The sequence below is a fragment of the Pseudoduganella lutea genome, assembly GCF_004209755.1.
Lineage (GTDB): Bacteria > Pseudomonadota > Gammaproteobacteria > Burkholderiales > Burkholderiaceae_D > Rugamonas > Rugamonas lutea.
Map to the genome: position 1 here is coordinate 6,993,175 of NZ_CP035913.1, position 22,589 is coordinate 7,015,763.

Below are 22,589 nucleotides of genomic sequence, written 5' to 3' on the forward strand. Positions count from 1 at the left end.
ACAGTTACGCCGTTACTCATGCCAGTAGCGTGGACGCGACAGCCGATACCGGTCCACGCGCAGCGGCGCGGCCAGGTCGATACGGATGGCGCCCACGGCATCGGTGCGCAGCATCGCGACATCACGCTTCTCGTACCGTTCCACGACTTCACGCTTCGGATGCCGGTAGCGGTTGCGATATCCGACCTGGAACACGGCAATCGCCGGCTGCACGGCATCGAGGAAGGCGTCGGTGGACGACGTGCCGCTGCCATGGTGCGGCACCAGCAGCACGTCCGACCGCAACGCACCCGCCGAGCGGCCGAGCAGTTCCGCCTCCTGGCGCGCCTCGATATCGCCGGCCAGCAGCACGGCCTTGCCGTCGGCGACGATGCGCAGCGTGCAGCTGCGGCCATTGGTTTTCAGCGACGCATCGGCATAGCTGGCGGCGGTCGGGTGCAGCATCTCGAAGCGCACGCCATCCCATTCCCAACGCTGGCCGGCAACGCACTGGCGGTGCATGGATGATGCCATTGCCACGGGGTGCGTTCGCGGCAGCGACGACAGCGTCCACCCGTCCCGGATTTCCTTCAGCACGGCCAGCGCACCGCCCACGTGGTCGGCATCGCCGTGGCTGACGACGATGCCGTCCAGCCGGCCGATGCCGCGCGCCCGCAGGTAGGGCACGATCACGCGGCTGCCGGCGTTTGCGTCGATACCGTAAGCGGGTCCCGTGTCGTACAACAGCCGGTGGGTCGCCGTTTCGATGAGCACCGCCATGCCCTGCCCGACGTCGAACGCGGTAATGCGCGCCGTGCCGTGCGGCGGCGCGTCGGGTTGCGCTGCCAGTAGCGGCAGCCACGTGAACGCGCCCAGCCAGCGGATTGGCCAGCCGCGTGGCGCCAGCAGCCACAGGGTGCCGAACAAGGCAAATGCGAACAGCCACCATGGCGGCATCGGCGCATGCCACACGGCCAGCGGCGCCGCGCTGAGCCATTCCAGCACCAGGGCGAGCCAGCGCATCAATGCATGGGCCAGGAGCAGCAGTGGCGTCGCCAGCGGTTCCGGCAGCAGGCCGCCCGCCAGCGCCAGCGGCGTGACAAGCAGGCTGACGACGGGAATGGCGATTGCGTTGGCGAACGGGCTGATGACGGACACCTGCGCGAACAGCAGCATGGTCAGCGGCACCAGCCCGAGTGTGACGGCGTATTGCGTGTTGACCGCGGCCAGGAGCGCCGCAACGATCCGCTGACGCCGGGTCAGCGGCGACGCCCGTCGGGCATCGGGGTCGATGGCTCCGGCATCCCCGGGATTCTTGTGGACCGCCGTGCGACCCACCGTCGCATACAGGATGATGGCCACCGCACCGAACGACAGCCAGAACCCGGGCCACATCACGGCCCATGGATCGAGCAGCACGACCAGCCCCGCCGCCAATGCGAGCACGTGCGATACGCAGGCGATGCGGTTCATCCACAACGCCACCGCCACCACGCACAGCATGTACAGCGTGCGCTGCGCAGGCACGCCGAAGCCGGCCAGCAGCACGTACAGCAAGGCCGCCACGATGCCCGCCAGCGCCCCCACCTTTTGCGCCGGCAACAGCAGCGGCAACTGCGCACGGCGCAGGAAGAACGAGCGCCGCCACAGCGCCGACGCCGCCCATGCAACCAGCCCTGCAATCATCGTGATGTGCAGCCCGGAAATGGACACAAGGTGACTGATGCCCGTGCGGCTGAACACTTGCCAGTCATCCTGGTCGATGCCGCGCTGGTCGCCGACCACGAGGGCGACGATGACTTCGGCGTACTGGCGGCCGTCGAGCGCGCGCCGGATCTTGTCGCGCAAGCCGTGGCGCAGGCGTTCTACGGCATTGCGCCCGCTGAACACGAATTCGTCCAGCCGTTCGTGCGGCCCATCGGCGCGCACGTAGCCGGTGGCGCGGATGCCCTGCTCCAGCAACCACAACTCATAGTCGAAACCGTGCGGGTTGGCATTGCCGTGCGGCCGCTGCAGCCGCACCTTCAGGCGCCACCGTTCGCCTGGCCGCAGGTCCGGCAAGGCTTGTGTCTCGCCGCGAAAGCCGGCATACCACGACAGGGCGATACGAGGCGGTACCGGCCCCCCTTCCGATCGTTCGACCGCGAAGAAAAAGCGGGTGAACTGGGCGGTGCGATTCGGCAAGTTGTCGACCGTGCCGGTAACGATGACGTCGCGGCCTTCGTCGGCTTTCGCCAGTTGCGGCGCGAGCGCCTGCGCCGCCATCGCTGCCGCCCAATAAAAGCCGAGGCCGGCGCCGCATGCCATGCCGGCGACCAGCCGCATCCTGCCACGCATGCGCCAAGATGCGAGCACCGCCACCATGGCCAGCGCGGCCAACAGCAAGTACGGATGGGAAGGAAGCGACGCCTGGGTTTGCAACACCGCCGCACCGCCGACGAAGCCGAGAATCGCGCTGCGCATGCCACCTCCTCGCGAGAGCGGCACGCGCGGCGTACCGGAACGCTACAGGCCTGTCAGGGCCCGCAGCCGAGGCATTACGATATGCGCGTTCGCCGTCGTGGCATCTTGAAGTTCGTCAACGGATATGCCGCGCAGCTGCGCCAGTACTGCGGCAATACCGGGAACCTGGTCCGGCGTATTGACGCCCGGATGCAGCCAGTGCGGCGCGATATCCGGCGCATCGGTTTCCATCACGATGGCCGACATCGGCAATTGTTCCGCCAGCCGCCGGATCTGCAATGCCCGTGTAAACGTGAGGTTGCCGCCGAAGCCCAGTTTGAAACCGATGTCGATATAGCCCTGCGCCTGCTGGAAACTGCCGTTGAACGCATGGGCGATGCCGCCGGCCGGCGGGATCTGCCGCACGTGTTTCAATACCTGGTCCTGCGACTTGCGAACGTGGGTCAGCACGGGCAAGCCGAACTCCCGGGCGATTTTCAATTGTTCGCGGAAGAACAGCACCTGCTTGTCGCGCATTTCCGGCGTGCACAGCTGGGGAAGGAAGAAGTCCAGCCCCACCTCGCCGATGGCCACGAAGTTCGGATCGTCGAGCGCAGCGCGCACCGTGTCGCGCATGGCCGCGAGATCGCCCTCGGTGGCGTTGGGCACGCAGATCGGGTGGATGCCGATCGCATACGACGCATTGCCGGCGGCGGCGCCGAGCGCACGTACCGCATCCCAGTTGCTGCGGTCGATCGCCGGGATCACGATCATGCCGACGCCCGCCTCCAGCGCACGGGCGGCCACGCCGAGCGAGTCTCCGCCGAATTCGCGCGCATCGAGGTGGCAGTGGGTATCGATCCACATGGTGTTATTCCGGCCGCAGGCCTTCATCCGTCAGCCGCAGCACGCGGTCGCAGCGGCGCGCCAGCTCCGGATCGTGGGTGACGATCACGAAGGCCGTGCCCAGCGTGCGCGACAGCTCCAGCATCAGGTCGAAGATCGCTTCGGCTGTGGTGTGATCGAGGTTGCCGGTCGGCTCGTCGGCCAGCACGCACGCCGGTTGCGTGACAAGAGCCCGCGCCAGCGCCACGCGCTGCCGTTCGCCGCCGGACAGTTCGCCCGGCACGTGCGTGACGCGCTTGGCCAGGTTCACGCGGGCCAGCATGGCCTGCGCCGCTTCCTCGGCCTGCGCGCGTTTCATGCGGCGGATCAGCAGCGGCATCGCCACGTTGTCCAGCGCCGAGAATTCCGGCAGCAGGTGGTGGAACTGGTAGACGAAGCCCAGCGCGCTGTTGCGCAGGTCGCCCCGCGCCGCCTCGGACAGTGTGGCGAAATCCTTGCCCTGCAAGGTTACGCTGCCGGTGGTGGGCGTGTCGAGCCCGCCCAGCAGGTGTAGCAGCGTCGACTTGCCGGAACCGGAGGCGCCGATGATGGCCACGCGCTCGCCGCGCCGCACCTCGAAGTCGATGCCCTTCAACACGGGCACCGCATAGCTCCCCTGCGTAAACGTCTTGCCGAGGTTGCGGCAGGAAAGGACGGGGGGTTCATTCATGGCGTGCAGGGTTTCACTCATAGCGCAGCGCCTCCGCCGGTTTCACTTGCGAGGCCCAGCGGCTCGGCCAGATCGTGGCCACAAAGGCCAGCAGCACGGCGATCGTGCCGATCGTGGCGACGTCCGGCCAGCGCATGTCCGATGGCACGGTGGTGATGTAATAGATATCCTTCGACAAGAACTGCACTCCCAATATTTGTTCGATGAATGGCACGATGACGTCGATGTTCGATGCCACCAGCACGCCGCCGCCCACGCCCAGCACGGTGCCGAGCAGCCCGACCAGCGCGCCCTGGATGACGAAGATCTTCATGATCGACCGGGGCGACGCGCCCAGTGTGCGCAGGATCGCGATGTCCGGCTGCTTGTCGGTCACCGTCATCACCAGCGTGGACACGAGGTTGAACGCGGCCACGGCCACGATCAGCGTAAGGATGATGAACATCATGCGCTTTTCCGTCTGCACGGCGGCGAACCAGTTGGCGTTCAGCTTCGACCAGTCGCGCACTTCGAGGTTGGCCGGCATGAGTTGCTTGAGTTCCTCGGCCACTTGCGGCGCGCGGTGCATGTCGGCCAGGCGCAGGCGCAGGCCGGCGGGGGCCGCCATGCGCAGCATGCGCTGCGCATCTTCCAGGTGGATGAAGGCCATGCCTGCATCGAATTCCTGGTGCTGCGCGGCGAAGATGCCGACCACCCTGAACGAACGCATGCGCGGCACCAGGCCGGCCGGTGTGACCGTGCCCTGCGGCAGTACCATCGTCACCTTTTCGCCGATGCCCGCATTCAGCGAGCGGGCCAGGTCGATGCCCAGCACGATGTTGAATTCGCCGGGCCGCAGCGCCGTGAAGCTGCCCATCCGGATGTGCTTCGTCACGTCGGACACGGCCGGCTCCTGCTCCGGCAACACGCCGCGCACCATGGCCGGGCGCAAGGCTTCGCCGCCATGCATGAGGCCCGCCTGCGTTTCCGAGAACGGTGCGGCGCCTTTCACTTCCGGATGGCGCAGCGCGTTCTTCGCCTGCTGCTGCCAGTCGGGCATGCCGCCGGCCTTGTCGAACACTTCCACGTGCGCCAGCACCGACAGCATGCGGTTCGTCACATCCTTCTGGAAGCCGTTCATCACGGAGAGGATGATGATCAGCGCGGCCACGCCGAGCGCAATACCGGCCATCGAGATCAGCGAGATGAAGGAGATGAAGCGGTTGCGCCCGCCGCGCTTGCCCGCGCGGGTATAGCGCAGGCCGACCTGCCATTCATACGGAAGATTTTTAACGAAGCTCATCGCTCACCATGCATCGAGGGAGCCGAAGTGTGCCACAAAGCGGGCCTGCTCATGGACGTCTTCATGCGATTACTCATACCGCAGCGCCTCCGCGGGTTTCACCCGTGCCGCCCACCAGCTGGGATACAGCGTGGCCACGAACGCCAGGCCCACGGCCGTGCCGCCGATGGCCGCCACGTCGCCCCAGCGCAGGTCCGAAGGCACGGCGCTGATGAAATAGATATCCTTCGACAGGAACTTCAGGCCAAGCACGCTTTCGATGGCGGGCACGATCACGTCCACGTTCAGTGCCAGCAGCACGCCGCCGGCCACGCCCAGCGCGGTGCCGATCACGCCGACCAGCGCACCCTGCACCATGAACACCTGCATGATCGAACGGGGTGATGCGCCGAGCGTGCGCAGGATGGCGATGTCGGCCTGCTTGTCCGTGACCGTCATGACCAGGGTGGCGACGAGGTTGAACGCCGCCACGGCGATGATCAGCGTGAGGATGATGAACATCATGCGCTTCTGGGTCTGCACGGCGGCGAACCAGTTGGCGTTCAGCTTCGACCAGTCGCGCACGAGCAGGTCGCCCGGCATCGACTGCTTCAGCTGGAACGCCACCTCGGGCGCCTGGTTCATGTCTTCGATCTTCAGGCGCAGGCCATAGGGGCCGGGAAGATTCAGCAATTGCTGGCCATCGGCCAGGTGCACGTAGGCCAGCGAGGAATCGAATTCGTTGTGGCCCGCCTCGAAGATGCCGACCACGGTGAAGGTGCGCATCGCCGGCGCACCGCCGGACAGGCCGCCTTCGGACAGCGCCATGGCCACCTTGCCGCCCACCTTCACTTCGAGTGCCTTGGCCAGCTCCACGCCGAGCACGATGCCTTGTTCGCCCGGCTTCAGGCCCGCCAGGCTGCCCGCCTTCACCTGGCGCGGAATGTCCGACACCTTGCCTTCTTCCTCCGGCAGGATGCCGCGCACGATCGCCGGGCGCAGCACGTCGCCGCCATGCGCCAGCAGCGCCTGCAGCTCGACGAAGGGCGCGGCGCCCTTCACTTCCGGATTGGCGAATGCGCTGCGGGCCGTGGCGTGCCAGTCGGTCATCGGGCCACCCATCTGGTAGACCTCGATATGCCCCAGCACGGAGAGCATGCGTGTGGTGACCTCTTTCTGGAAGCCGTTGTACACGGAGAGGACGATGATCAGCGCGGCCACGCCCAGGCCGATCCCCGCCATCGAGATCGCGGAAATGAACGAGATGAAGCTGTTGCGGCCGCTGCGCCGGCCGGCGCGCGTGTAGCGCAGGCCGACTTGCCATTCGAACGGCAACTTGTGCGTGAAACTCATGGAGAAGGATGGCTCGTGGTGCAAAGTGCGCAGTTTGCCATATAAACAGCATTGCCGGAGATACAGCTGAGCAGCGCAGGTGGGTGGCCAGGCGGCCCGGGGCGTGGCGCGCGCCGATCTTCTATAATGTCGCATGGCTTCCACGACCCTTGTTTTACCCTTCGGCCTACCGCAGGCCGAAATGGCGCCGGACCTGGTCCGCGCCCTGCAGGCCCCGGCCCTGGCGACTTTACTTTCTCGCAACTCCACGCACACCGTCCACGCGTTCGACGCCGACACGCGCTTGCTGCCGCACGAGGCGTGGCTGGCGCACGCGCTGGGCCTGGCCGGCGATCCCTCCGACCGGCCGGCCGCGCCATTCGCGCCGGCCGTGATGCGCGGCCTCGGCCTGGCGCCCGATGCGGGCCACTGGTTCCTGTTCCACCCCGTGCACGTGGTCGTGGGCACGCACCTGATGATGCCGGACCTGCGCGGCCTGCGCATCACCGATGACGAGTCGCGCGCGCTGTTCGCCGCCGCGCTGCCGCTGTTCGAGGAGCTGGGCAAGACGCTCGTCTACGGCAACGCCACGACGTGGTTCCTGCGCGCCGACGACTGGGCCGGGCTGGCAACGGCCTCGCCGGACGCCGCTACGGGCGACAACCTGCACCCGTGGCTGCCCGCGGGCGACGCGGCGCGCGACTTCCGCCGCCTGCTCAATGAAGTGCAGATGCTCTGGCATGCGCACCCGGTGAACGAAGCGCGCCGGCAACCCGTCAATTCGTTCTGGCTGTGGGGCGGCGGCCCGGGCTCCCAGCCGCGCCCGGAACTGGCGCTGGCCACCAGCGCCTCGCCCGCCTGGGTGAACGCGCTGGCCACGCCGGAACTGCGCGACGCCACCTGTGTCCAATGGCTGACAACGAAAGACCACGAGCGCACCGCCGTGCTGGGCCACCTGACGGCGGCCGGGCTGGCCGAAGACTGGCCGGGCTGGCTGGAATCGATGCGGCAGCTGGAAGACCAGTGGTTCGCGCCCCTGCTGGGCGCGCTGCGCTCGGGGCAAACGTCGGCCGTGCGCCTCGTGCTGGCGAACCGGCGCGGCTGGAGCGATACCACCACCACGAAACTGGCGCTGAACAAGTTCTGGCGCCATGAAAATTTCAAGAATCTGCTGACATGATTCCTCACCCGAATCCATTCGCCCGAATTTTTCACCCGCAACTGCTCACCTGCCTGGACCAAGCCGACTCATGACCCGTATCACCCACCGCCCCTGCCCGTTCCGCGAATCGGAAATGCTGCGCCAGGGGGGCATTCATCCCGTGCTGGCACGCCTGTTCGCGGCGCGCGGCCTGACCGATCCGAAGGAGCTGTCGTCCGAACTGTCGGCGTTGATCCTGCCCTCGGGCCTGCTGCACATCGATGCCGCGGCCGTCTTCCTGGCGGATGCGATCGCCGCGAACAAGCGCATGGTGATCGTGGCCGACTATGATTGCGACGGCGCCACGGCCTGCGCCACCGCGCTGCGCGGCCTGCGCGCGATGGGCGCGAATGTCGACTTCATCGTGCCGAACCGTTTCGAGTATGGCTATGGCCTGACGCCCGAGATCGTGGCGCTCACGGCGCGCGAGAAGTCGCCGGACATCATCCTCACCGTCGACAACGGCATCGCCAGCATCGATGGCGTGGAAGAAGCCAAGCGGCGCGGCATCGAAGTCGTCGTCACCGATCACCACCTGCCGGGCGACCGGCTGCCCGATGCGCGCGTGATCGTCAACCCGAACCAGCCGGCGTGCGGCTTCCCGTCGAAGAACCTGGCCGGCGTGGGCGTGGTGTTCTACGTGCTGCTGGCGCTGCGCGCGGAACTGCGCCGGCGCGGCGTGTTCGATGCGCAAACCCAGCCCAAGCTCGACTCGCTGCTCGACCTGGTGGCACTGGGCACGGTGGCGGACGTGGTGAAGCTCGACTCCAACAACCGCATCCTCGTGGCGCAGGGCCTGAAACGCATGCGCGCCGGGCGCATGCACGCGGGCGTGGCCGCCCTGTTCCGCGTGGCCGGCCGCCAGGCGCGCAGTGCCACGCCGTTCGACCTCGGCTTCGCGCTCGGGCCGCGCCTGAACGCGGCGGGCCGGCTGGAAGACATGTCGCTGGGGATCGAATGCCTCGTCACGGACGATGAAGGCCGCGCCTGGGCATTGGCCCAGCAGCTCAATGAGATCAACCTGAAGCGGCGCGAGATCGAGGCGGAAATGCAGGACACGGCGCTGCTGCACCTGGACGATTTCCAGCCTTCGCAGAGTTCCACGATCAGCGTGTTCGACGAATCGTGGCACCAGGGCGTGATCGGCATCGTGGCCTCGCGCCTGAAGGAAAAATTCTACCGGCCCACGATCACGTTCGCGCCGGCCGGCGATGGCTGGATCAAGGGTTCGGGCCGCTCGATCGCGGGCTTTCACATGCGCGATGCGCTGGACCTGGTGTCGAAACGGGCGCCGAGCCTGATCGACAAGTTCGGCGGGCACGCCATGGCGGCCGGCCTGTCGATCCGTGCGGATGCGTTCGAGGCGTTTTCAGAGGCGTTCGAGACGGTCGGCCGCGCGTGGCTCACGGAGCAGCAGCTCGAACGGATCGTGGAAACGGACGGCCCGCTGGAAGATGGCTATTTCACCACGGACTTCATCGAATTGATGGATGGCATCGTGTGGGGCCAGGGCTTCGCGCCACCCGTGTTCTGCGACGAATTCCGCGTGATCAGCCAGCGCATCCTGAAGGATCGCCACCTGAAGCTGCTGCTGGAACGAAACGGCGCGCGCTACGATGCTATCTGGTTCGGCCGCACCGATGCGCTCGGCGACCGCGCCCGCATCGCTTTCCGGCTCGACGCCAATGAATACAACGGCACCACCCGTGTGCAGTTGATGGTCGAGCACGCGGAGCCGGCCTGAAGAACCTAGCAAAGCCGGCCATTGTCCTGAGAGCAGAAGGCCATTGAGGACACCCCCCAGATCGAAATAGACGTCTACATCCCTGGTTTCCGCGCCTTTGCAGGAAATGGTGGTGGCGAGATCCTCGCGGTCGATCCAGCCGGCGCCATGTACATTATTCCGTCGATAGGATTGGCGGCAGAACATGCCATCGGAATTGCTGGCCCGCTCGCCGGATGCGCGCACAAACGTTTGAACTGGACACTGATGACGGGATTGGGGTGTGAGCGGCCCAGCCACATAAATCTCATTACCGCTTGACGTTGACGTTACGTCAGCCAATACAATGAAATTATGGCTGATCTACTTGACATCACTGAAGTCACCCGCATGACGGGCCTGACAGCGCGGGCGCTCAGATTCTATGAGGCCCGAGGGCTTTTGCAACCTGTGCGAGATTCCTCCGGACGCCGACAGTACGGGACAGCGCAGCTCGAAGCGCTACACCGCATCATGGCAATGAAACGTGCCGGGTTAACGCTGGCGCAAATTCAATCCATGACTGCAGGCCCGCGCCCCGACTTGCATTCGATCGTGGCTGCCCAAATCCAGGTACTCGAGGCGCGCGAGCGCGAAGTCGCGGCCGCAAGAGAGTTGCTTGCATCCATTTTGTCCCGCATCGAGCGTAACGAGCCAATCGATGTCGCGACATTCTGCTCGCTGATACGACAAGGAGAAAACGCGATGTCTCAAGTAAAACTCGATGCATTGGCTTCCCAATACATGAGCGCCGAGCAAAACCTGGCGTTCAAGGAAGCAGTGCAAGCGCTGCCGGCCGACTTCGATGCCGAAGTCCATGACAGGAAATGGCAGGCGCTCAGTGCGCGGATCAAGTCAGCGCTTCCACTCGATCCAGGAAGCCCTGCTGCCCAGGCCTTCCTTGATGAATGGAATGAATTGGCGGCGCCCTACATCGCAGCGTGTTCAGCAGAGGCGTTAAAGGGCGTCAGCAACATGCATGAGCACATCGAGGAATGGGACCGCGAAGTCGACGGGCCATTCGATGCGGAAGTGTTCAGGTTTCATCAGGCGGCGCAAAGGGCACGTGACGCCATGCACGGACCTGCGGATCGGTAGGGGCCCAAAATGCGTAATACATTAAGCAGCCTTGTAGCAGGCCTGATAGCCTTATGTTTCCGTTCCAACGTCCGCTTTGGGGCGGGCGCTGCCTGTCTGGACAGTCTGTAACTTTTCCAGTTCGGCAACCTGCTATGCTGGAGCGAACGGTCTGGTTCGGCCAGGAGCAGCCATCGGAGAGATGATGAATTGGGAACCAATTTCAGAAGCATGCTTGTGCGACGAAATCAGAAGTGCAGAAGGCCGAATGAGTCCCCGGGTCCTCCGCCTACGGGAAGCCATCAAAATTCCTCCTGAAAAGTGGGTTGAACCAACATATGGCACCGTTGGCGGAGGCTTTTGGGTTGTGGCCATCATCGGCAACAGGGTTATTTGGTTCAACGATATCGAAGTTGGTTTTAACTGTTCTTTATACGTGGCCGCCGGTCAGCTTGCCGAGTATTTTTGCAACCAGGATCAGCTTGAGATAGCCGTTCAAAATGTCCTGGCGATCATCGAAACGGGCAAAGATTCGATCGCGCGGTGCTCCGCCCCCGTTCCAAGAGAATGGCAGTAAAAGTCAAATATCGAAGGTCCGGTGTGGGGCGGAACCGACGTCATCATGAGGGTTCCGGACAGTGGTGATCCTGCCCCGGATTTCAACAGCCGATATACCCGCAGGTAGACTCGCGTGGGATCAGGCAGTGGGAGACAATTGCGCCAGCGATTCCGGCACCGGTGCCGGGCTGGAATGGGCAGCGATCCAATCGCTTAGTTCGCGGCCAAAAACACGCAGGCGGGCAGTCTCGACCTGCCGGCGCTTGTAGGCCTCGTGGCTGGACGGACCGGACATGCTGCGCTGATGGCTTTCCTTGTCCATCAGTTGCAGCTCATAGTCGAAGAAAAAGCCAACGTCATACTCCTGGCCCGCCGTTTCAGGATAGCCTTGTTCGGCCTGCAAATGGATCATCTTGCGCACGGTCACTTGAATGCTGCTGAAATCATCGCCGCTGTGGGGATTGTCGGCGCGAGTCTGGCGCTTGGCGACGGCCAGCAGTTCCGCGTCCATCCTTTGCAAAAGCTCTGTCGGATAATCGTGGCTGCGCTCAAGCATCAAGCGGTATTTCACGAAAATTTCCTTGGCAGCTTCCAGGTCGAGCAATGTATTGCGGGTGCGGTTGGACTCGATGTTGGTGATCGAAAGGATGTGCGCGCGCTGCAGGGTCTCCAATGCGAGCAAGCATTCAAAACGGGTACCGAACACGAGGCGCACGCCCAGGTGGTCGTAAATGTCCTGCGCGAGATAAGCGGCCTTTTGTAGAAGCTTGAGCAGGATACTGTTGCGGCCCTTGTTTCGCTTGCGTTCAAGATGGTGCAGTGGCAGGCATAGTTCGCCGTCGGACAGGAAATAATGACCCGTGTCGTCTTCGTGGATCACCTCATCCAGCGTTGCAAAGACTTGATCGCGAATCGTATTGAAGTGGCGCAGCTCCAGGTTGTTGTCGATGTAGAAAATCGCATGCATCACCTTCAGAATGGCACACGACCACATGCGCTGTTCGCAATTATGCTGTGCGTGGTGGGATGCGTAGACCAGCAGCTGGACTGGATCGTCCGGCGCGTACACATCGCGCGGAATGAGCTTTTCCTGGCCCGGTTGCAAAAAAGTGCTTCTGATGAAATCGACTGCCTCGCTGTGGCAGTTGCGGATGATGTCGCGGGCGACCGGCTGGTTCAGGTCATAGCCGTATTCGCGCACGAATTCGCGCGCGTCATGCAAGTTGCGCAACGCGAGTGATCCCAGATCGATCGCCGAGCGGCCACTGGCCATGGCCCCCAGATAGCCCCAATTCAACGAAAACTTGCGCTTGCTCTCGAGCGTAGGCCGAAATTCGCTCATGTCTACTGCCTTGATTTGCTGTCTTCGATCAAGTATCCGGCTGTTCGGTATCGAGGTCAATCAATATCTGATGCATCGGTGTATCAAATCTGGCCGCTGGCCAAGTATTTCCGACACCCTGCGTATCTTCATTTCCGTGAATTGCGCACTGTTACACGCAAACAGCCAGCATAGGTTCGTTCGCATCTTCCTGCATGCCTCTGCCGTGCGCGGTGCCAATCATGCAGCACTTGCAGGCGATCCGGAAACGGAGTATAACGACTCCAGATACGGAGGAATTATGCATTTACCCCTTGCCCAACACAACGGTTTTCCCTATATCTATCCAACATCGCGCTACGAGCCCGTTGCGCCCGTCGACCTGAATGACCGGGAACAGCGCGAGCGCCTCTCGCAGTCGGCCCTGAAGGGCTTCTTCAAGCTGAAGGATGCATGGAACGTGCGCGACGACGATGCCCGCGAGCTGCTGGGCGGCCCGTCCAGCAGTGCCTTCTATGAATGGAAGCGCAATCCCGCCCGCGTCCTCGAAGTGGACCGCATCACCCGCATTTCCTACCTGCTCGGCATCTACAAATCCCTGCACATCATCTACGGCGACAAGCTCGCCGACGAATGGGTGCACCTGCCCAACAAGAACGCCATTTTCAAGGGCAGCACGCCACTGGCCTACATGCTGGCCGGTGGGCTGCTGGCGATGCAGACCGTCCGCAAGCTCGTCGACGCGCGCCGGGGAGGCCTGTAATTGCCGGCCACCACGGTGTTGCCCGTGCCGCCGCTGCGGCAGTTGCGCCAGTTCGATACCTGCCGGCTGATTCCGTCGCGTTTCGCGGACGTGGAAGATTCCGTGCTGGCGCCGCTGGCCGACAACGAAGGCGAACTGGCCGACCTGTTCGAACTCGATAACGCCACGAATGCCCGGCTGCTGGCCGAACACGGCGGCGCACCCGGCATCGGCGTCGATGAACTGCTGTCCCGCGTGCCGAATTTCCGGATCGTCAATGCCGCGTTCACGTACCCCCGGCCGGAAGGCAGCCGCTTCAACGATGGCGAGCGTGGTGCCTGGTACTGCGCGTTCGAGCCCGAGACGGCGCTGGCCGAGGTCATCTTCCACAAGACGGTCGAGTACGCTGAGATCGACCGTTTCGACGACAGCGTGAGCTACCAGGCCATGCTGGCCGATTTCACGGCCCCGTTCCACGACATTCGCGGCTTGCCGGAGTTCGCGCCCTGCCTCGCGCCCGACAGTTATGAAACGTCGCAACTGCTGGCCGAGCGACTGCTGGTGGCCGGCGCGACCGGCATCATCTACCCCAGCGTGCGCCGTCCCGCCGGCACCTGCCTCGCGTGCTTCCGGCCCGCGCTGGTCGGCAATGTTCGCAAAGGGCTGGCCTATCGGTTAACATGGCAAGGTAGCCCGGTGCCCGTCGTCGAGCCGCGCACCCCCTGAAATCCCAACAAATTCCAGCAAATTCCAGAAATCCGGCAGAACCCGGCAAACCCAGCATGCAATTGAATCCTGACAAAGATATCGAACTCCGCCAGAAGGTAAACCGCGAAACGGGCCGCCTGCCGTGGACCGAACTGATGCGCCACTTCGCTTCCGGCAACGTGGTGTGGATCGCGGACGAGATGGACCTCGTGGAAGTGGCCGTGCGCATCGCCCATGACGACAAGGCCAGCGTGGGCCAGTGGATGGCCGCCGGCCAGATCGCCAAGGTATCGGACCGGCAGGCACAGGAATGGCTGGAGGCAGATGCCTCGCTGTGGGCCTGCGTCATCAGCCCGTTCATCCTCGTCCAGCAGCAAAAAAAGCCGCACTGACGGGCCGGGCGCACCGATGCTCGCTCCGCTCGACGCCCACCTGACCGATGCCCGGCCGCGCCAACTCCGGCCGGTCCTCCGACCGCTCGTCGAGTTCCTGTACTTCGGCATCAAGGAAGCCCGCGCGTGCCTGTTCGCAGGCCTGTTCTTCCTCGCCATGTTCTGCATGCCGCGCGCCGGCCTGTTCGGCATTCCCCGCTACGATGCGCTGCTGGTCGTGGCCCTCGCCATCCAGGCGTGGATGCTGGTCACGCGCCTGGAGACATGGGATGAAGTGAAGGCCATCGGCCTGTTCCACGTGGTCGGTTTCGCGCTCGAAGTGTTCAAGACCCAGGTCGGCTCCTGGACCTATCCGGACTTCGGCTACACGAAACTGTTCGGCGTGCCGCTGTTCTCCGGCTTCATGTACGCGGCCATCGGCAGCTACATCATCCAGGCCTGGCGCCTGCTCGACCTGCGCATCCGGCACCACCCGCCGTATCCGATGGCGGCCGCGATCGCCATCCTGATCTACGTGAATTTCTGGACGCATCACTACATCGGCGACTATCGCTGGTACCTGGCCGCCTGCGCGCTGGGGCTGTACGCGCGCACCACGGTGATCTTCCGCCCGCTCGATCGCGACCGCAGGATGCCGCTGCTGCTGGGCTTCATGCTGACCGGCTTCTTCATCTGGGTGGCCGAGAATCTGGGCACGTTCATGGGCGTGTGGCGTTATCCGAACCAGCTGGGCGCCTGGTCCGTCGTCCACGTGAGCAAATGGAGCGCCTGGTCGCTGCTCGTCATCATGACGTTTACCATCGTGGCCAACCTGAAGCACGTGAAGGCGCGGGTGCACGTGCCGGAATAAGCAGCCCGAGGGCGCCCCGCAATCACCCGCCGGCTGCGGAGGCGACAGGCAGGCGCGCCTCCGACTGCTTCGGCGGATACCAGCGCGACCGCAGCCGCATGCACGGCGACTCCACCGCCCGATACAGCAGCCAGCCTCCGAACATGCCTGCCGCCATGACGCCGACAATCGTCGCGGGCGCCTCCGTGTCGATGCCCCTCGATACCAGTTCGGGGCGCAACGCCATGAACACGGGCTTGTGCATCAGGTAGATCGCGTACGACCACAAGGCCAGGCTGGCCGCACCGGGAACACGCAGGCGGTACAGCAGCGACGCGGGGCTGAGCGCCGCACAGGTCAGCAAGGCAAAGCTGGCGGCGAGCAGCGAGAACCCGAAGGTGGAGGCCAGAAAAGCATTCGGCGTCTCGTTCATCGCACCATACAGCACGCCGCCTGCTGCAGACAGGCCGGCAGCCAGCAACGCATTCCCGTACCGAAGCACGCGCGCAAACGACGCGGGATGGAAATTCTTCAGCATCGCGATGGCGACACCCGGCAACAGTTCATCGAAGCGGCACAGCGTCGCGTAATACACGGGCGCCGCGAACATGTCCTTGCCGTCCATGAAGGCCATGCCACGCACCGCCATGCCGGCGGCGATCGCGGCAAGCAGCGCACACCACAGCAGGCGCGGCGACCGGCTGGTGCCGACCAGCGCCAGTACCGCAAGCGGCAGCGCCACATAGAACTGCTCCTCGATGCACAGCGACCAGGAGTGCGTAAACGTCTGGCCATACTCCAGGCCGATGTTCTGCGTGAAGGTCAGATACCGCCACAGCGGCGCCATGGTGCTGCCGGCGATCGGGCTGTGCGGCAGCAGCACATACATGGCCAACACCACGTAATAGTTCGGCAGCGTGCGCAGCAGGCGACGCGCGAAAAATGTCTTCAGCGCCAGTGTCTCCCCGCGGCTCGCCGGCGCCAGCAACTGATTGCCGATCAGGTAGCCGCTCAGCACGAAGAACAGGTCGACCCCGGCCCAGCCGATGCGGCCGGCGACGCCGAAGGTCGGCGCGTGGCTCACAAAGCCGTGATAGTGGGACATCAGCACCAGCACGATGGCCATGGCGCGCAGGGTATCGAGCCCGGCCAGCCGGGGATTCGGGGCGAGATGGGTCATGCGGTAAGTGGTGCCAAGACTACGGCGAGGCGGAAGGGATCGAGGCGTGGCAGGCGCATGGGAAGTCGCTGGGGAAAGCCAGCACTCTATGCGGCGATCGGCTGGCGGTCCAGCGCCATGCGGCAGGCCGTGCATGCCCGGCGGTGGAGCGGTACGGCAAGGCGCTGGTTCTGCTCGACGCAGAGAGCGCGATGGTGCTTGCAGCCGTGACGCGTGCAAGGCACCTGTAGCGGAATCAGTCTCCCGTAGGCTTACCAGCGGCCTTCCGGATCAGCGCGCCGTTCAGGCGGAATGCCCTCCTCGAAGCCGGCGACGAACAGCATGAGCAAGTCGTTGGCAACTTTCTCGTTTCCGGCTTCCAGCAAATTGTTCGCGATCCTCGTCACCTCGACCGGGGTGGCCTTGGCGTCCATGTTGTCGATTGCATGCCTCGTTACCTTGCCAAGCTGGAACGCCAACTCGGCAACCATCGTTTTTTCAGCGGAACTCATGTCTATCCTTCGTTTGGCGCGCGGTGATCCACGCATGCTGCTGTCGCTGGCCGAATCGGGCCGTTCGCCGCAGGATAGCATGTTGCTGTTTCGGGACGTCACGCGTCCCCGACGGCGGTACACGCCCGCTTCCCGCCAGCTGCCGTTGTCCATGACATTCATGCGTTGTGAACAAAGCAGGCGGCTCATAGATCAGGCGCACTCCGGCGCCGCATTTTCCTTCCGCCAACCGGCTTGAAGCCATGCTGCTGGTAGAAGTGCAGACTGCGTGCAAACTCTGGCAGCGGCGGCGTGCATAATTCCATGCACACCCACCCCTTTTGCGGCGCCAGCGTAAAGGCCGCGTTCAGCAAGGCACTGCCGACCGCGCCGTTGCGCCAGGCCGGCACGACATAGCATTCCTGGATGACCCCGATCTTTCCTTCGGCATACAGCGCATGGGTCTGCGCGATGGCTGCCACGCCGACGGGCAGCTTCTCGCCGTCCACGTAAGCCAGAAGCACGGTATAGATCCCCTCTTCGATCCATCGCCGACACAGCGCCTCCGTCATCGTGACGTCGTGATTGAACTGGGTATCATCCTTCAATACGGCGCAGATTTCCCGTGTGAGCGCCTCGACCATTGACGCAACTGTCGCAGCATCTCTCGGTGTTGCCGGAACGATTCGAATGTTCAATGCTTCTCTTGATGATGTCGATGCCTCAAGCTGACGAGCTATTCCGACAGGCTTCACAGCACTATCTCCGCCACCATCTCGCCAAGCGCATCGATACCAGTTTCGGCAAACCCCAGTGAGGCATAAAACCGGCGTGCAGTGGCATTCTCGGGCTTGTAGCAGATCGTAATCCGACGGGCATCCGCGCAAGCGCGTATCTCCGACAGTATTAGCGCCATTGCCCGGCGCCCTATTCCCTGGTTTTGGCGAGGATAATCCACCATCAACCTGTAGATTGCGTAATGTCCCGGCTCGTCATTGCCTGTCACATCGTATAAAGCGAACCTGGCCGGGATGCCGTCACAATAGATTGCGCGTGGCCGCCAATCGGCATAGTAGTGCGCCTGTGCGATCGAGTAAGCATTGCTGGCAAGGTAGCGCGCCTGCTCCGGCGGCAGCTCCATGTCCATCAGGACTTCAAAATTATCGATCGTTACCGATTCCAGCGTGACATGCATGGACTTTCCTTCGATGGTTTGATTGCCGAAACTGTTGAAGACGCTGGTCGATTTGACTGGACAAAAGATTCGCCGTGTCGCTGTCAGACATCGTCGATATTTCCCGCATCCCGACCCGCAGGAGTTCTCGCTGTCGCGATGACGGCATTGGCAAGTGGCGGCGCTCCCGTCCGGAATATGCTTGGCCAGCAAGCCATCCGCCAATTGGCCCCGCTGTCATCGCCCATGTTTCAGCGCATGCGCCGAGGTCTTCAGCAATGCGCTGGCACGTTCGCCGTCCCCGGCCTCGTGCGACATCTGCGCAAGCTGTTGCAGCGCGCCCGGGTGTTCACGCGCGGCGGCACGCTCGAGCCACGCATGGCCGCCAACCGGGTCGGCCGCGCCGCCCTCGCCCGCGATCAGCATATTGGCCAGCACGAACATGGCGTCGGGCACGCCGCCTTGGGCGGCCTGGGTCAACCAGCCGAGGGCGGCGGCGCTGTCCGGCGCCGTGCCTTTGCCATTGCGGGCCATCAGCCCGGCCCAGTACGCGGCGCCAGCGTCACCGGCCCGCGCGGCGCCCTGGAACGTCGCCAGTGCCGGTGCCCAGGCGGAAGGCGGCCCGGCCAGCGCCGCGCGCGCCGCCGCCAGGTCGGCCGCGAACGCCGGTGCGGTGAATAGCAGCAGTGCAGCCGCCGCGAGAACGCAACGCTTCATCGGGCCAGGTCGATCGCATACAGCGCGAAACCCTTGCCCCCGCCGTCGTCGGCACGCAGTTCGCGCACATTGCCCAGGCCTGCTTCCCGCGCCAGCGCCAGTTTTCCGGGCGCGGAATGGAATACCACGGCCCCCTGCGTGGCCGCGCGGGCGAAGCGCCAGCTGCGGTGGCTGCCGTGCGCGGCGCGCGTCAGCGCACCCTGTTTGCGGATGTATTCGATCAGCACGTCGCGGTTGTTGTCCGGCGCGGCCACGACCGTGCTGCTGCCATCGAGCCCCGGGAAGGCACCGCCGCCGCTGGCGCGGTAGTTGTTCGTCGCCACCAGGAATTCCTGGGCCGGACCCACCGGGGCGCCGCGGAACCGCAGGTTTTTCACGCGCTGGCCCGGCGGCCGGGTGATGTCGATTTCGTATTGCAGCTCGGCGCTGGACGGCATGTCGAAGTTATAGCCGGGAAAGCCGGTATTCACCAGTTCCTGCGGCTCCGTGCGCCGCGGGTCGATCGTGTTGAACCGTTCCGCCGCCTTCTCCAGCCACGCTTGCAGGCCCGTGCCGGTCACTTTCACGCCATACAGCGCGTTCGGATACAGGTACAGGTCGGCCGCGTTGTTCAGCGCGATCGCGCCGGCCTGCACGTCCGTGTAGTCCGTCACGCCGGCCGAGCCGGACTTGAACGGCGACGAGACGGACAGCACGGGCAACTGCGCGAACTGCGGCAGGTTCGCCTTCACGTAATCGCGCAGGTAATCGGCCTGCGCCTCGTTGACGACCTGGATCGCGCTGACGTCGCCCGCATCGGCGAAATACGTCGACATGCGGAAGCCGGTCTTGCCGATCGGCGTTTTCACGTAGCGGATCGTGGCCTCATGCTCGGCCTGCACCAGTGGCGCGATGGCGGGATCGCCGGCCACGGCCTTGCGGCCAGCGGCGATCGGCCGCGCTTCGACCGTGGTCCGTGCCTTGTCGATCACCCAGGCCTTGCCGTTCCACGCCATGTTCAAGCCGATCACGCCGAGGTGCGTGCCCCACAGGCCCGCCATCACGGTCGGCACGCCGTGCACGAGGCCTTTCGCCTTGTCGACACCCGGCAGGTCGAACTGCGACACCGTGCTGGCCGCGTTCGGGAACACCTGGTGCGAATGGCCGATCAGCATCGCGTCGATGCCCGGCACCTGCGCCAGGTGCCAGCTGCCGTTCTCCATCGTCGGCGAATAGGGTGCCGCATCGAGGCCGCCGTGCGAGATCGCCACCACGATGTCCGCCCCCTTCGCGCGCATCTCGGGAACGTAGCGCTGCGCGGTCTCGCGCAGGCCTTCCGTGTAGACCCTGCCTTCCAGCCAGCGCTTGTCCCACGTGAGGATCGTCGGCGGCGCGAACCCGATGATGCCGACCCGCAGCGTGGCCGGCACCTTCGTGCCGTCCGGCGCGCTGGCGACGATGCGCTTGTCGATGATCGCGTATGGCGCGAACAGCGGCTGGCGCGACTTCGCGCTATACACGTTGGCCAGCACCTGCGGGAACTTCGGGCCGGCGCATGGCTGCGTGGCTGTGACGCCGTCGACGTCGAAGCGGCTGCCCGACACCTGGTTCAGGTAGGCAAGGCCGTAGTTGAAGTCGTGGTTGCCGATGCCCGTGCCATCGTAGCCCAGCGCATTGAACACCTTGTAGATGGCCAGCGTTTCGCTGCAATCGAGCGGCTGCACGATGGCCTGGTAGTCGGCCAGCGCGGTGCCCTGGATCGTGTCGCCGTTATCGAGCAGCACGTTGTTCGGAAACTGGCCACGTGCCTGGCCGATCAGCGTGGCCGTGCGCTCCAGGCCCAGCGACGGTTCGGGCGACAGCTTGTAGTAGTCGTAGCTGACCACGTTGCCGTGCAGGTCCGTCGTTTCAAGGATGGCGACCGTCGCCTGGGTGCCGACGGGTACGCCGTGGGGAATGCTCGCGCAGCCGGCCAGCACGAGCGGAAGGGAAATCAGGACCGATTTTTTCATTACTGAAGCAGGAAAGGAAACGGCCATGATACGCAAGGGATGGGGACGCGGACAAGAGGCGGCAGCGAAGACGTGCCGGTCAAGCCATGTTCCGTGTTCATGACGAAAAAACAGCAAACTGAGCAAGAAAATAGTGGCAACGTGATAACCTGAATATTGCTCTACCAGGGCAGCATGTCGACAACTACCAACTCACGGGCACACAATGAAACTGAAGCAATTCCTGGGCACCACCGCGGTCGCAACGGCACTTCTGTTCACGGGCGCAGCAAACGCCGAGCTGTACCAGTTCACCGTCACGGGTGACTATTCCGCGACCTGGCAACTCGATACGGACGTGGAACCCGACGTGGTGATCGAACAGCTTGGCCTTACCTACTATGACGTGGCCGGCTCGTACGACGGCGCAGCCTCCGGTTACGCCCACGTATCGTTCTTCTACGGTGGCTTCGGCGGCGGCCTCAGCCTGGAAGACAGCGCCACTGGCGAATACCTGGTGGTAGCGGATGGCCCGCAAATCTATGCCGGCAACGGGCTCACCCCGTCGTACACGGTCGGCACGTATGCGCTGACCGAGTATGAGGGAGGCGGCGCCTACACATTGACGATCTCGGCGGTACCCGAACCGGCAACGTACGGCATGCTGCTGGCCGGCATGGGCATGCTGGGCATCGCGCTGCGCCGCCGGCAGCATTGACGAACGGCGCCGTTCGCCCGGATGGCGCCGGCTTGCGCCCCTGTCAATAGCCGACGCGTTCGGCGTAGGCAAGGATCCGGTCTCCGTAATTCCCGCCCCACTGGTACGTGTACCGGCTCTCCGCCCCGATCTTCATGATGTCGTACTGCTTGCCCGCGCCCGGCGGCTTGTCGGTCGGCTGGCGGCCGCAGAAGAAGCCCGTATCCGTGGCTAGGTCATAGAAGCGGTACCAGGTCGTCGATCCAGGCCGGCGCACGAACGGGTCTGCGCCCGTGGGCCGCGTGGCACGCGGGTCGAACGCCGTGTCGCGCATCTGCACCGCGCCGCGGCGGTACCAGGCCACGCCGGCCTTTGCGGCGGCTGCCACGGCGGGGGTCTGCGGGCGGCTCATGAGGAAGGCGATCACGAGCACGGATTCCAGGCCGCTCTTCGACGGCAGTTCGAACGAGCGGCCGGTGACCGGCGCGTGTGTGACAGGGTCATGCTGGGCGCACCACACGGTCTTCACGCCATCCTGCACGATCTGCGCTTTCAGGATGAAGTCTTCGGCGCGGCCGATGGCTTGCTCCATCCGCGTGCGCTGCTGGGCCGTGAAGACGTCGCCCGCGAACGGCGGTCGTTGCCTGGCCGCGTCGTCCAGCAGTTTCAATACGCGGACCATCGCATTGTCGTTGAAGGTGGCGTTGTTCGAATAGACCGTGCCGGTGCGTGCCGGGTAGACCTGCGGGTAGCCGCCGGACGGGTATTGCATCCGCAACAGGAAGTCCATTGCCCTCCGCGCGGCGTCGCGGTGGACCGTATTGCCGCCGCGCCCGTACACGTCGGCCAGCACGCAGATCTCGGAAACGGTGGCGCCATTGTCGATCGTGCCCAGCTCGGTGCCGCCAGCGCCAAACCAGCCCGAACGTGGCGCCGTGCCGTTCCACGCAGCGGCATACCACTTTGTCTCCTTGTAGAAACCGCCGTGCGCCATCTGCCAGGAAACGATGTGGTCGGCCAGGCGCCGGTCAGCGGCCAATGCCGTGGCGGCGTCGGCGTTGCCGCTTAGCCAGCGGCGATAGGACGCCAGTTCGCCGTTGAGTGGATTGCCTTCCTGCGACAGCATGGGCGCCGCTTGCGCGCCACCCGGCGCACTAGCACAACCGGCGGCCGACATAGCCAGCGTGGACAAGGTGATGAGGCAGGTTCTTCGCTGCATGGG

22 protein-coding genes are annotated in these 22,589 nt (G+C 64.5%); 9 read left to right on the top strand and 13 right to left on the bottom strand.

Annotated elements, in window-relative coordinates; genetic code table 11:
* Nucleotides 1–12: 12 nt before the first annotated feature.
* The 5 genes from EWM63_RS29555 to EWM63_RS29575 form a co-directional block, all read right to left on the bottom strand.
* Entirely contained in the window at nt 13–2,442 is a 2,430-nt protein-coding gene (locus EWM63_RS29555) for a DNA internalization-related competence protein ComEC/Rec2 (protein WP_130189713.1), read from the bottom strand.
* 42 nt (nt 2,443–2,484) lie between these two features.
* Nucleotides 2,485–3,288 carry a TatD family hydrolase gene (locus EWM63_RS29560; RefSeq protein WP_130189714.1) on the bottom strand — a complete coding sequence of 268 codons (804 nt, stop codon included), beginning with the start codon at nt 3,286–3,288 and terminating at the stop codon, nt 2,485–2,487.
* Nucleotides 3,289–3,292: 4 nt separating this feature from the next.
* Nucleotides 3,293–3,976, bottom strand: a complete 684-nt coding sequence (lolD, locus tag EWM63_RS29565) for a lipoprotein-releasing ABC transporter ATP-binding protein LolD (protein WP_371861160.1) — start codon at nt 3,974–3,976, stop codon at nt 3,293–3,295.
* Nucleotides 3,977–3,989: 13 nt separating this feature from the next.
* A complete protein-coding gene (locus EWM63_RS29570; protein ID WP_130189716.1) occupies nt 3,990–5,258 on the bottom strand; it encodes a lipoprotein-releasing ABC transporter permease subunit in 1,269 nt (422 codons plus the stop codon).
* Nucleotides 5,259–5,327: 69 nt separating this feature from the next.
* On the bottom strand, nt 5,328–6,590 hold the full coding sequence (locus tag EWM63_RS29575) for a lipoprotein-releasing ABC transporter permease subunit (RefSeq protein WP_130189717.1): 1,263 nt from the start codon (nt 6,588–6,590) through the stop codon (nt 5,328–5,330).
* Nucleotides 6,591–6,723: 133 nt separating this feature from the next.
* On the opposite strand from EWM63_RS29575, the gene EWM63_RS29580 reads away from it, so the two are divergent.
* The 4 genes from EWM63_RS29580 to EWM63_RS29595 all read left to right on the top strand — a co-directional run bounded on the left by EWM63_RS29580 (nt 6,724) and on the right by EWM63_RS29595 (nt 11,186).
* Nucleotides 6,724–7,749, top strand: a complete 1,026-nt coding sequence (locus tag EWM63_RS29580) for a hypothetical protein (RefSeq protein ID WP_130189718.1) — start codon at nt 6,724–6,726, stop codon at nt 7,747–7,749.
* A gap of 70 nt (nt 7,750–7,819) precedes the next feature.
* Complete coding sequence (gene recJ / locus EWM63_RS29585) at nt 7,820–9,514, top strand: single-stranded-DNA-specific exonuclease RecJ (RefSeq protein WP_130189719.1); 1,695 nt, start codon at nt 7,820–7,822, stop codon at nt 9,512–9,514.
* Between the two features lie 333 nt (nt 9,515–9,847).
* A complete protein-coding gene (locus EWM63_RS29590; RefSeq protein WP_130189720.1) occupies nt 9,848–10,630 on the top strand; it encodes a MerR family transcriptional regulator in 783 nt (260 codons plus the stop codon).
* A gap of 181 nt (nt 10,631–10,811) precedes the next feature.
* Entirely contained in the window at nt 10,812–11,186 is a 375-nt protein-coding gene (locus EWM63_RS29595) for a hypothetical protein (RefSeq protein WP_229487577.1), read from the top strand.
* A gap of 120 nt (nt 11,187–11,306) precedes the next feature.
* Here EWM63_RS29595 and EWM63_RS29600 read toward each other — a convergent pair whose 3' ends face one another.
* Complete coding sequence (locus EWM63_RS29600; protein ID WP_130189721.1) at nt 11,307–12,509, bottom strand: TIGR04552 family protein; 1,203 nt, start codon at nt 12,507–12,509, stop codon at nt 11,307–11,309.
* A gap of 280 nt (nt 12,510–12,789) precedes the next feature.
* Between EWM63_RS29600 and EWM63_RS29605 the strand changes: the two genes are divergently transcribed.
* Genes EWM63_RS29605 through EWM63_RS29620 form a run of 4 tightly spaced genes read left to right on the top strand, consistent with a single transcriptional unit; the run spans nt 12,790 to nt 15,180 of the window.
* Complete coding sequence (locus tag EWM63_RS29605; RefSeq protein ID WP_130189722.1) at nt 12,790–13,251, top strand: antitoxin Xre/MbcA/ParS toxin-binding domain-containing protein; 462 nt, start codon at nt 12,790–12,792, stop codon at nt 13,249–13,251.
* Nucleotides 13,252–13,956: an RES family NAD+ phosphorylase gene (locus EWM63_RS29610; RefSeq protein WP_229487578.1), complete on the top strand. Its 705-nt coding sequence runs from the start codon at nt 13,252–13,254 to the stop codon at nt 13,954–13,956. It begins immediately after the preceding gene.
* 56 nt (nt 13,957–14,012) lie between these two features.
* Entirely contained in the window at nt 14,013–14,330 is a 318-nt protein-coding gene (locus EWM63_RS29615) for a DUF2288 domain-containing protein (protein WP_130189723.1), read from the top strand.
* Nucleotides 14,331–14,346: 16 nt separating this feature from the next.
* Nucleotides 14,347–15,180, top strand: coding sequence for a DUF817 domain-containing protein (locus EWM63_RS29620; protein WP_130189724.1), 834 nt, complete (start codon nt 14,347–14,349; stop codon nt 15,178–15,180).
* A 22-nt stretch (nt 15,181–15,202) separates the two neighbouring features.
* Here EWM63_RS29620 and EWM63_RS29625 read toward each other — a convergent pair whose 3' ends face one another.
* From EWM63_RS29625 to EWM63_RS29650, 6 genes are all read right to left on the bottom strand, one after another.
* Nucleotides 15,203–16,339, bottom strand: a complete 1,137-nt coding sequence (locus EWM63_RS29625) for an acyltransferase family protein (protein ID WP_130189725.1) — start codon at nt 16,337–16,339, stop codon at nt 15,203–15,205.
* A 251-nt stretch (nt 16,340–16,590) separates the two neighbouring features.
* The gene (locus EWM63_RS32720; RefSeq protein WP_229487580.1) at nt 16,591–17,019 is read right to left on the bottom strand and encodes a hypothetical protein; all 429 of its coding nucleotides are present in this window, start codon (nt 17,017–17,019) and stop codon (nt 16,591–16,593) included.
* A complete protein-coding gene (locus EWM63_RS29635; RefSeq protein WP_130189726.1) occupies nt 17,016–17,507 on the bottom strand; it encodes a GNAT family N-acetyltransferase in 492 nt (163 codons plus the stop codon). The genes EWM63_RS32720 and EWM63_RS29635 overlap by 4 nt, the downstream gene beginning before the upstream one ends.
* Before the next feature lie 53 nt (nt 17,508–17,560).
* Nucleotides 17,561–18,004 (bottom strand): GNAT family N-acetyltransferase, encoded by a 444-nt coding sequence (locus EWM63_RS29640; RefSeq protein WP_130189727.1) that lies wholly within the window; start codon nt 18,002–18,004, stop codon nt 17,561–17,563.
* Between the two features lie 216 nt (nt 18,005–18,220).
* The gene (locus EWM63_RS29645) at nt 18,221–18,700 is read right to left on the bottom strand and encodes a tetratricopeptide repeat protein (protein WP_130189728.1); all 480 of its coding nucleotides are present in this window, start codon (nt 18,698–18,700) and stop codon (nt 18,221–18,223) included.
* Complete coding sequence (locus EWM63_RS29650) at nt 18,697–20,691, bottom strand: bifunctional 2',3'-cyclic-nucleotide 2'-phosphodiesterase/3'-nucleotidase (RefSeq protein WP_130189729.1); 1,995 nt, start codon at nt 20,689–20,691, stop codon at nt 18,697–18,699. Before EWM63_RS29650 ends, EWM63_RS29645 begins: the two co-directional genes overlap by 4 nt.
* 205 nt (nt 20,692–20,896) lie before the next feature.
* Here EWM63_RS29650 and EWM63_RS29655 point away from each other — a divergent pair, with 205 nt between their 5' ends.
* Entirely contained in the window at nt 20,897–21,388 is a 492-nt protein-coding gene (locus EWM63_RS29655; protein ID WP_130189730.1) for a PEP-CTERM sorting domain-containing protein, read from the top strand.
* A 43-nt stretch (nt 21,389–21,431) separates the two neighbouring features.
* On the opposite strand, the gene pelA is transcribed toward EWM63_RS29655, so the two are convergent.
* Nucleotides 21,432–22,586, bottom strand: coding sequence for a pectate lyase (pelA, locus tag EWM63_RS29660; RefSeq protein ID WP_130189731.1), 1,155 nt, complete (start codon nt 22,584–22,586; stop codon nt 21,432–21,434).
* Nucleotides 22,587–22,589 lie beyond the last annotated feature (3 nt).

Bases quoted from the DNA above. Each gene is read 5' to 3' on its own strand.
- EWM63_RS29555 (WP_130189713.1), bottom strand. From the start codon at position 2,442: ATGCGCAGCGCGATTCTCGGCTTCGTCGGCGGTGCGGCGGTGTTGCAA.
- EWM63_RS29560 (WP_130189714.1), bottom strand. From the start codon at position 3,288: ATGTGGATCGATACCCACTGCCACCTCGATGCGCGCGAATTCGGCGGA.
- lolD (WP_371861160.1), bottom strand. From the start codon at position 3,976: ATGAATGAACCCCCCGTCCTTTCCTGCCGCAACCTCGGCAAGACGTTT.
- EWM63_RS29570 (WP_130189716.1), bottom strand. From the start codon at position 5,258: ATGAGCTTCGTTAAAAATCTTCCGTATGAATGGCAGGTCGGCCTGCGC.
- EWM63_RS29575 (WP_130189717.1), bottom strand. From the start codon at position 6,590: ATGAGTTTCACGCACAAGTTGCCGTTCGAATGGCAAGTCGGCCTGCGC.
- EWM63_RS29580 (WP_130189718.1), top strand. From the start codon at position 6,724: ATGGCTTCCACGACCCTTGTTTTACCCTTCGGCCTACCGCAGGCCGAA.
- recJ (WP_130189719.1), top strand. From the start codon at position 7,820: ATGACCCGTATCACCCACCGCCCCTGCCCGTTCCGCGAATCGGAAATG.
- EWM63_RS29590 (WP_130189720.1), top strand. From the start codon at position 9,848: ATGGCTGATCTACTTGACATCACTGAAGTCACCCGCATGACGGGCCTG.
- EWM63_RS29595 (WP_229487577.1), top strand. From the start codon at position 10,812: ATGATGAATTGGGAACCAATTTCAGAAGCATGCTTGTGCGACGAAATC.
- EWM63_RS29600 (WP_130189721.1), bottom strand. From the start codon at position 12,509: ATGAGCGAATTTCGGCCTACGCTCGAGAGCAAGCGCAAGTTTTCGTTG.
- EWM63_RS29605 (WP_130189722.1), top strand. From the start codon at position 12,790: ATGCATTTACCCCTTGCCCAACACAACGGTTTTCCCTATATCTATCCA.
- EWM63_RS29615 (WP_130189723.1), top strand. From the start codon at position 14,013: ATGCAATTGAATCCTGACAAAGATATCGAACTCCGCCAGAAGGTAAAC.
- EWM63_RS29620 (WP_130189724.1), top strand. From the start codon at position 14,347: ATGCTCGCTCCGCTCGACGCCCACCTGACCGATGCCCGGCCGCGCCAA.
- EWM63_RS29625 (WP_130189725.1), bottom strand. From the start codon at position 16,339: ATGACCCATCTCGCCCCGAATCCCCGGCTGGCCGGGCTCGATACCCTG.
- EWM63_RS32720 (WP_229487580.1), bottom strand. From the start codon at position 17,019: ATGAGCCGCCTGCTTTGTTCACAACGCATGAATGTCATGGACAACGGC.
- EWM63_RS29640 (WP_130189727.1), bottom strand. From the start codon at position 18,004: ATGCATGTCACGCTGGAATCGGTAACGATCGATAATTTTGAAGTCCTG.
- EWM63_RS29645 (WP_130189728.1), bottom strand. From the start codon at position 18,700: ATGAAGCGTTGCGTTCTCGCGGCGGCTGCACTGCTGCTATTCACCGCA.
- EWM63_RS29650 (WP_130189729.1), bottom strand. From the start codon at position 20,691: ATGAAAAAATCGGTCCTGATTTCCCTTCCGCTCGTGCTGGCCGGCTGC.
- EWM63_RS29655 (WP_130189730.1), top strand. From the start codon at position 20,897: ATGAAACTGAAGCAATTCCTGGGCACCACCGCGGTCGCAACGGCACTT.
- pelA (WP_130189731.1), bottom strand. From the start codon at position 22,586: ATGCAGCGAAGAACCTGCCTCATCACCTTGTCCACGCTGGCTATGTCG.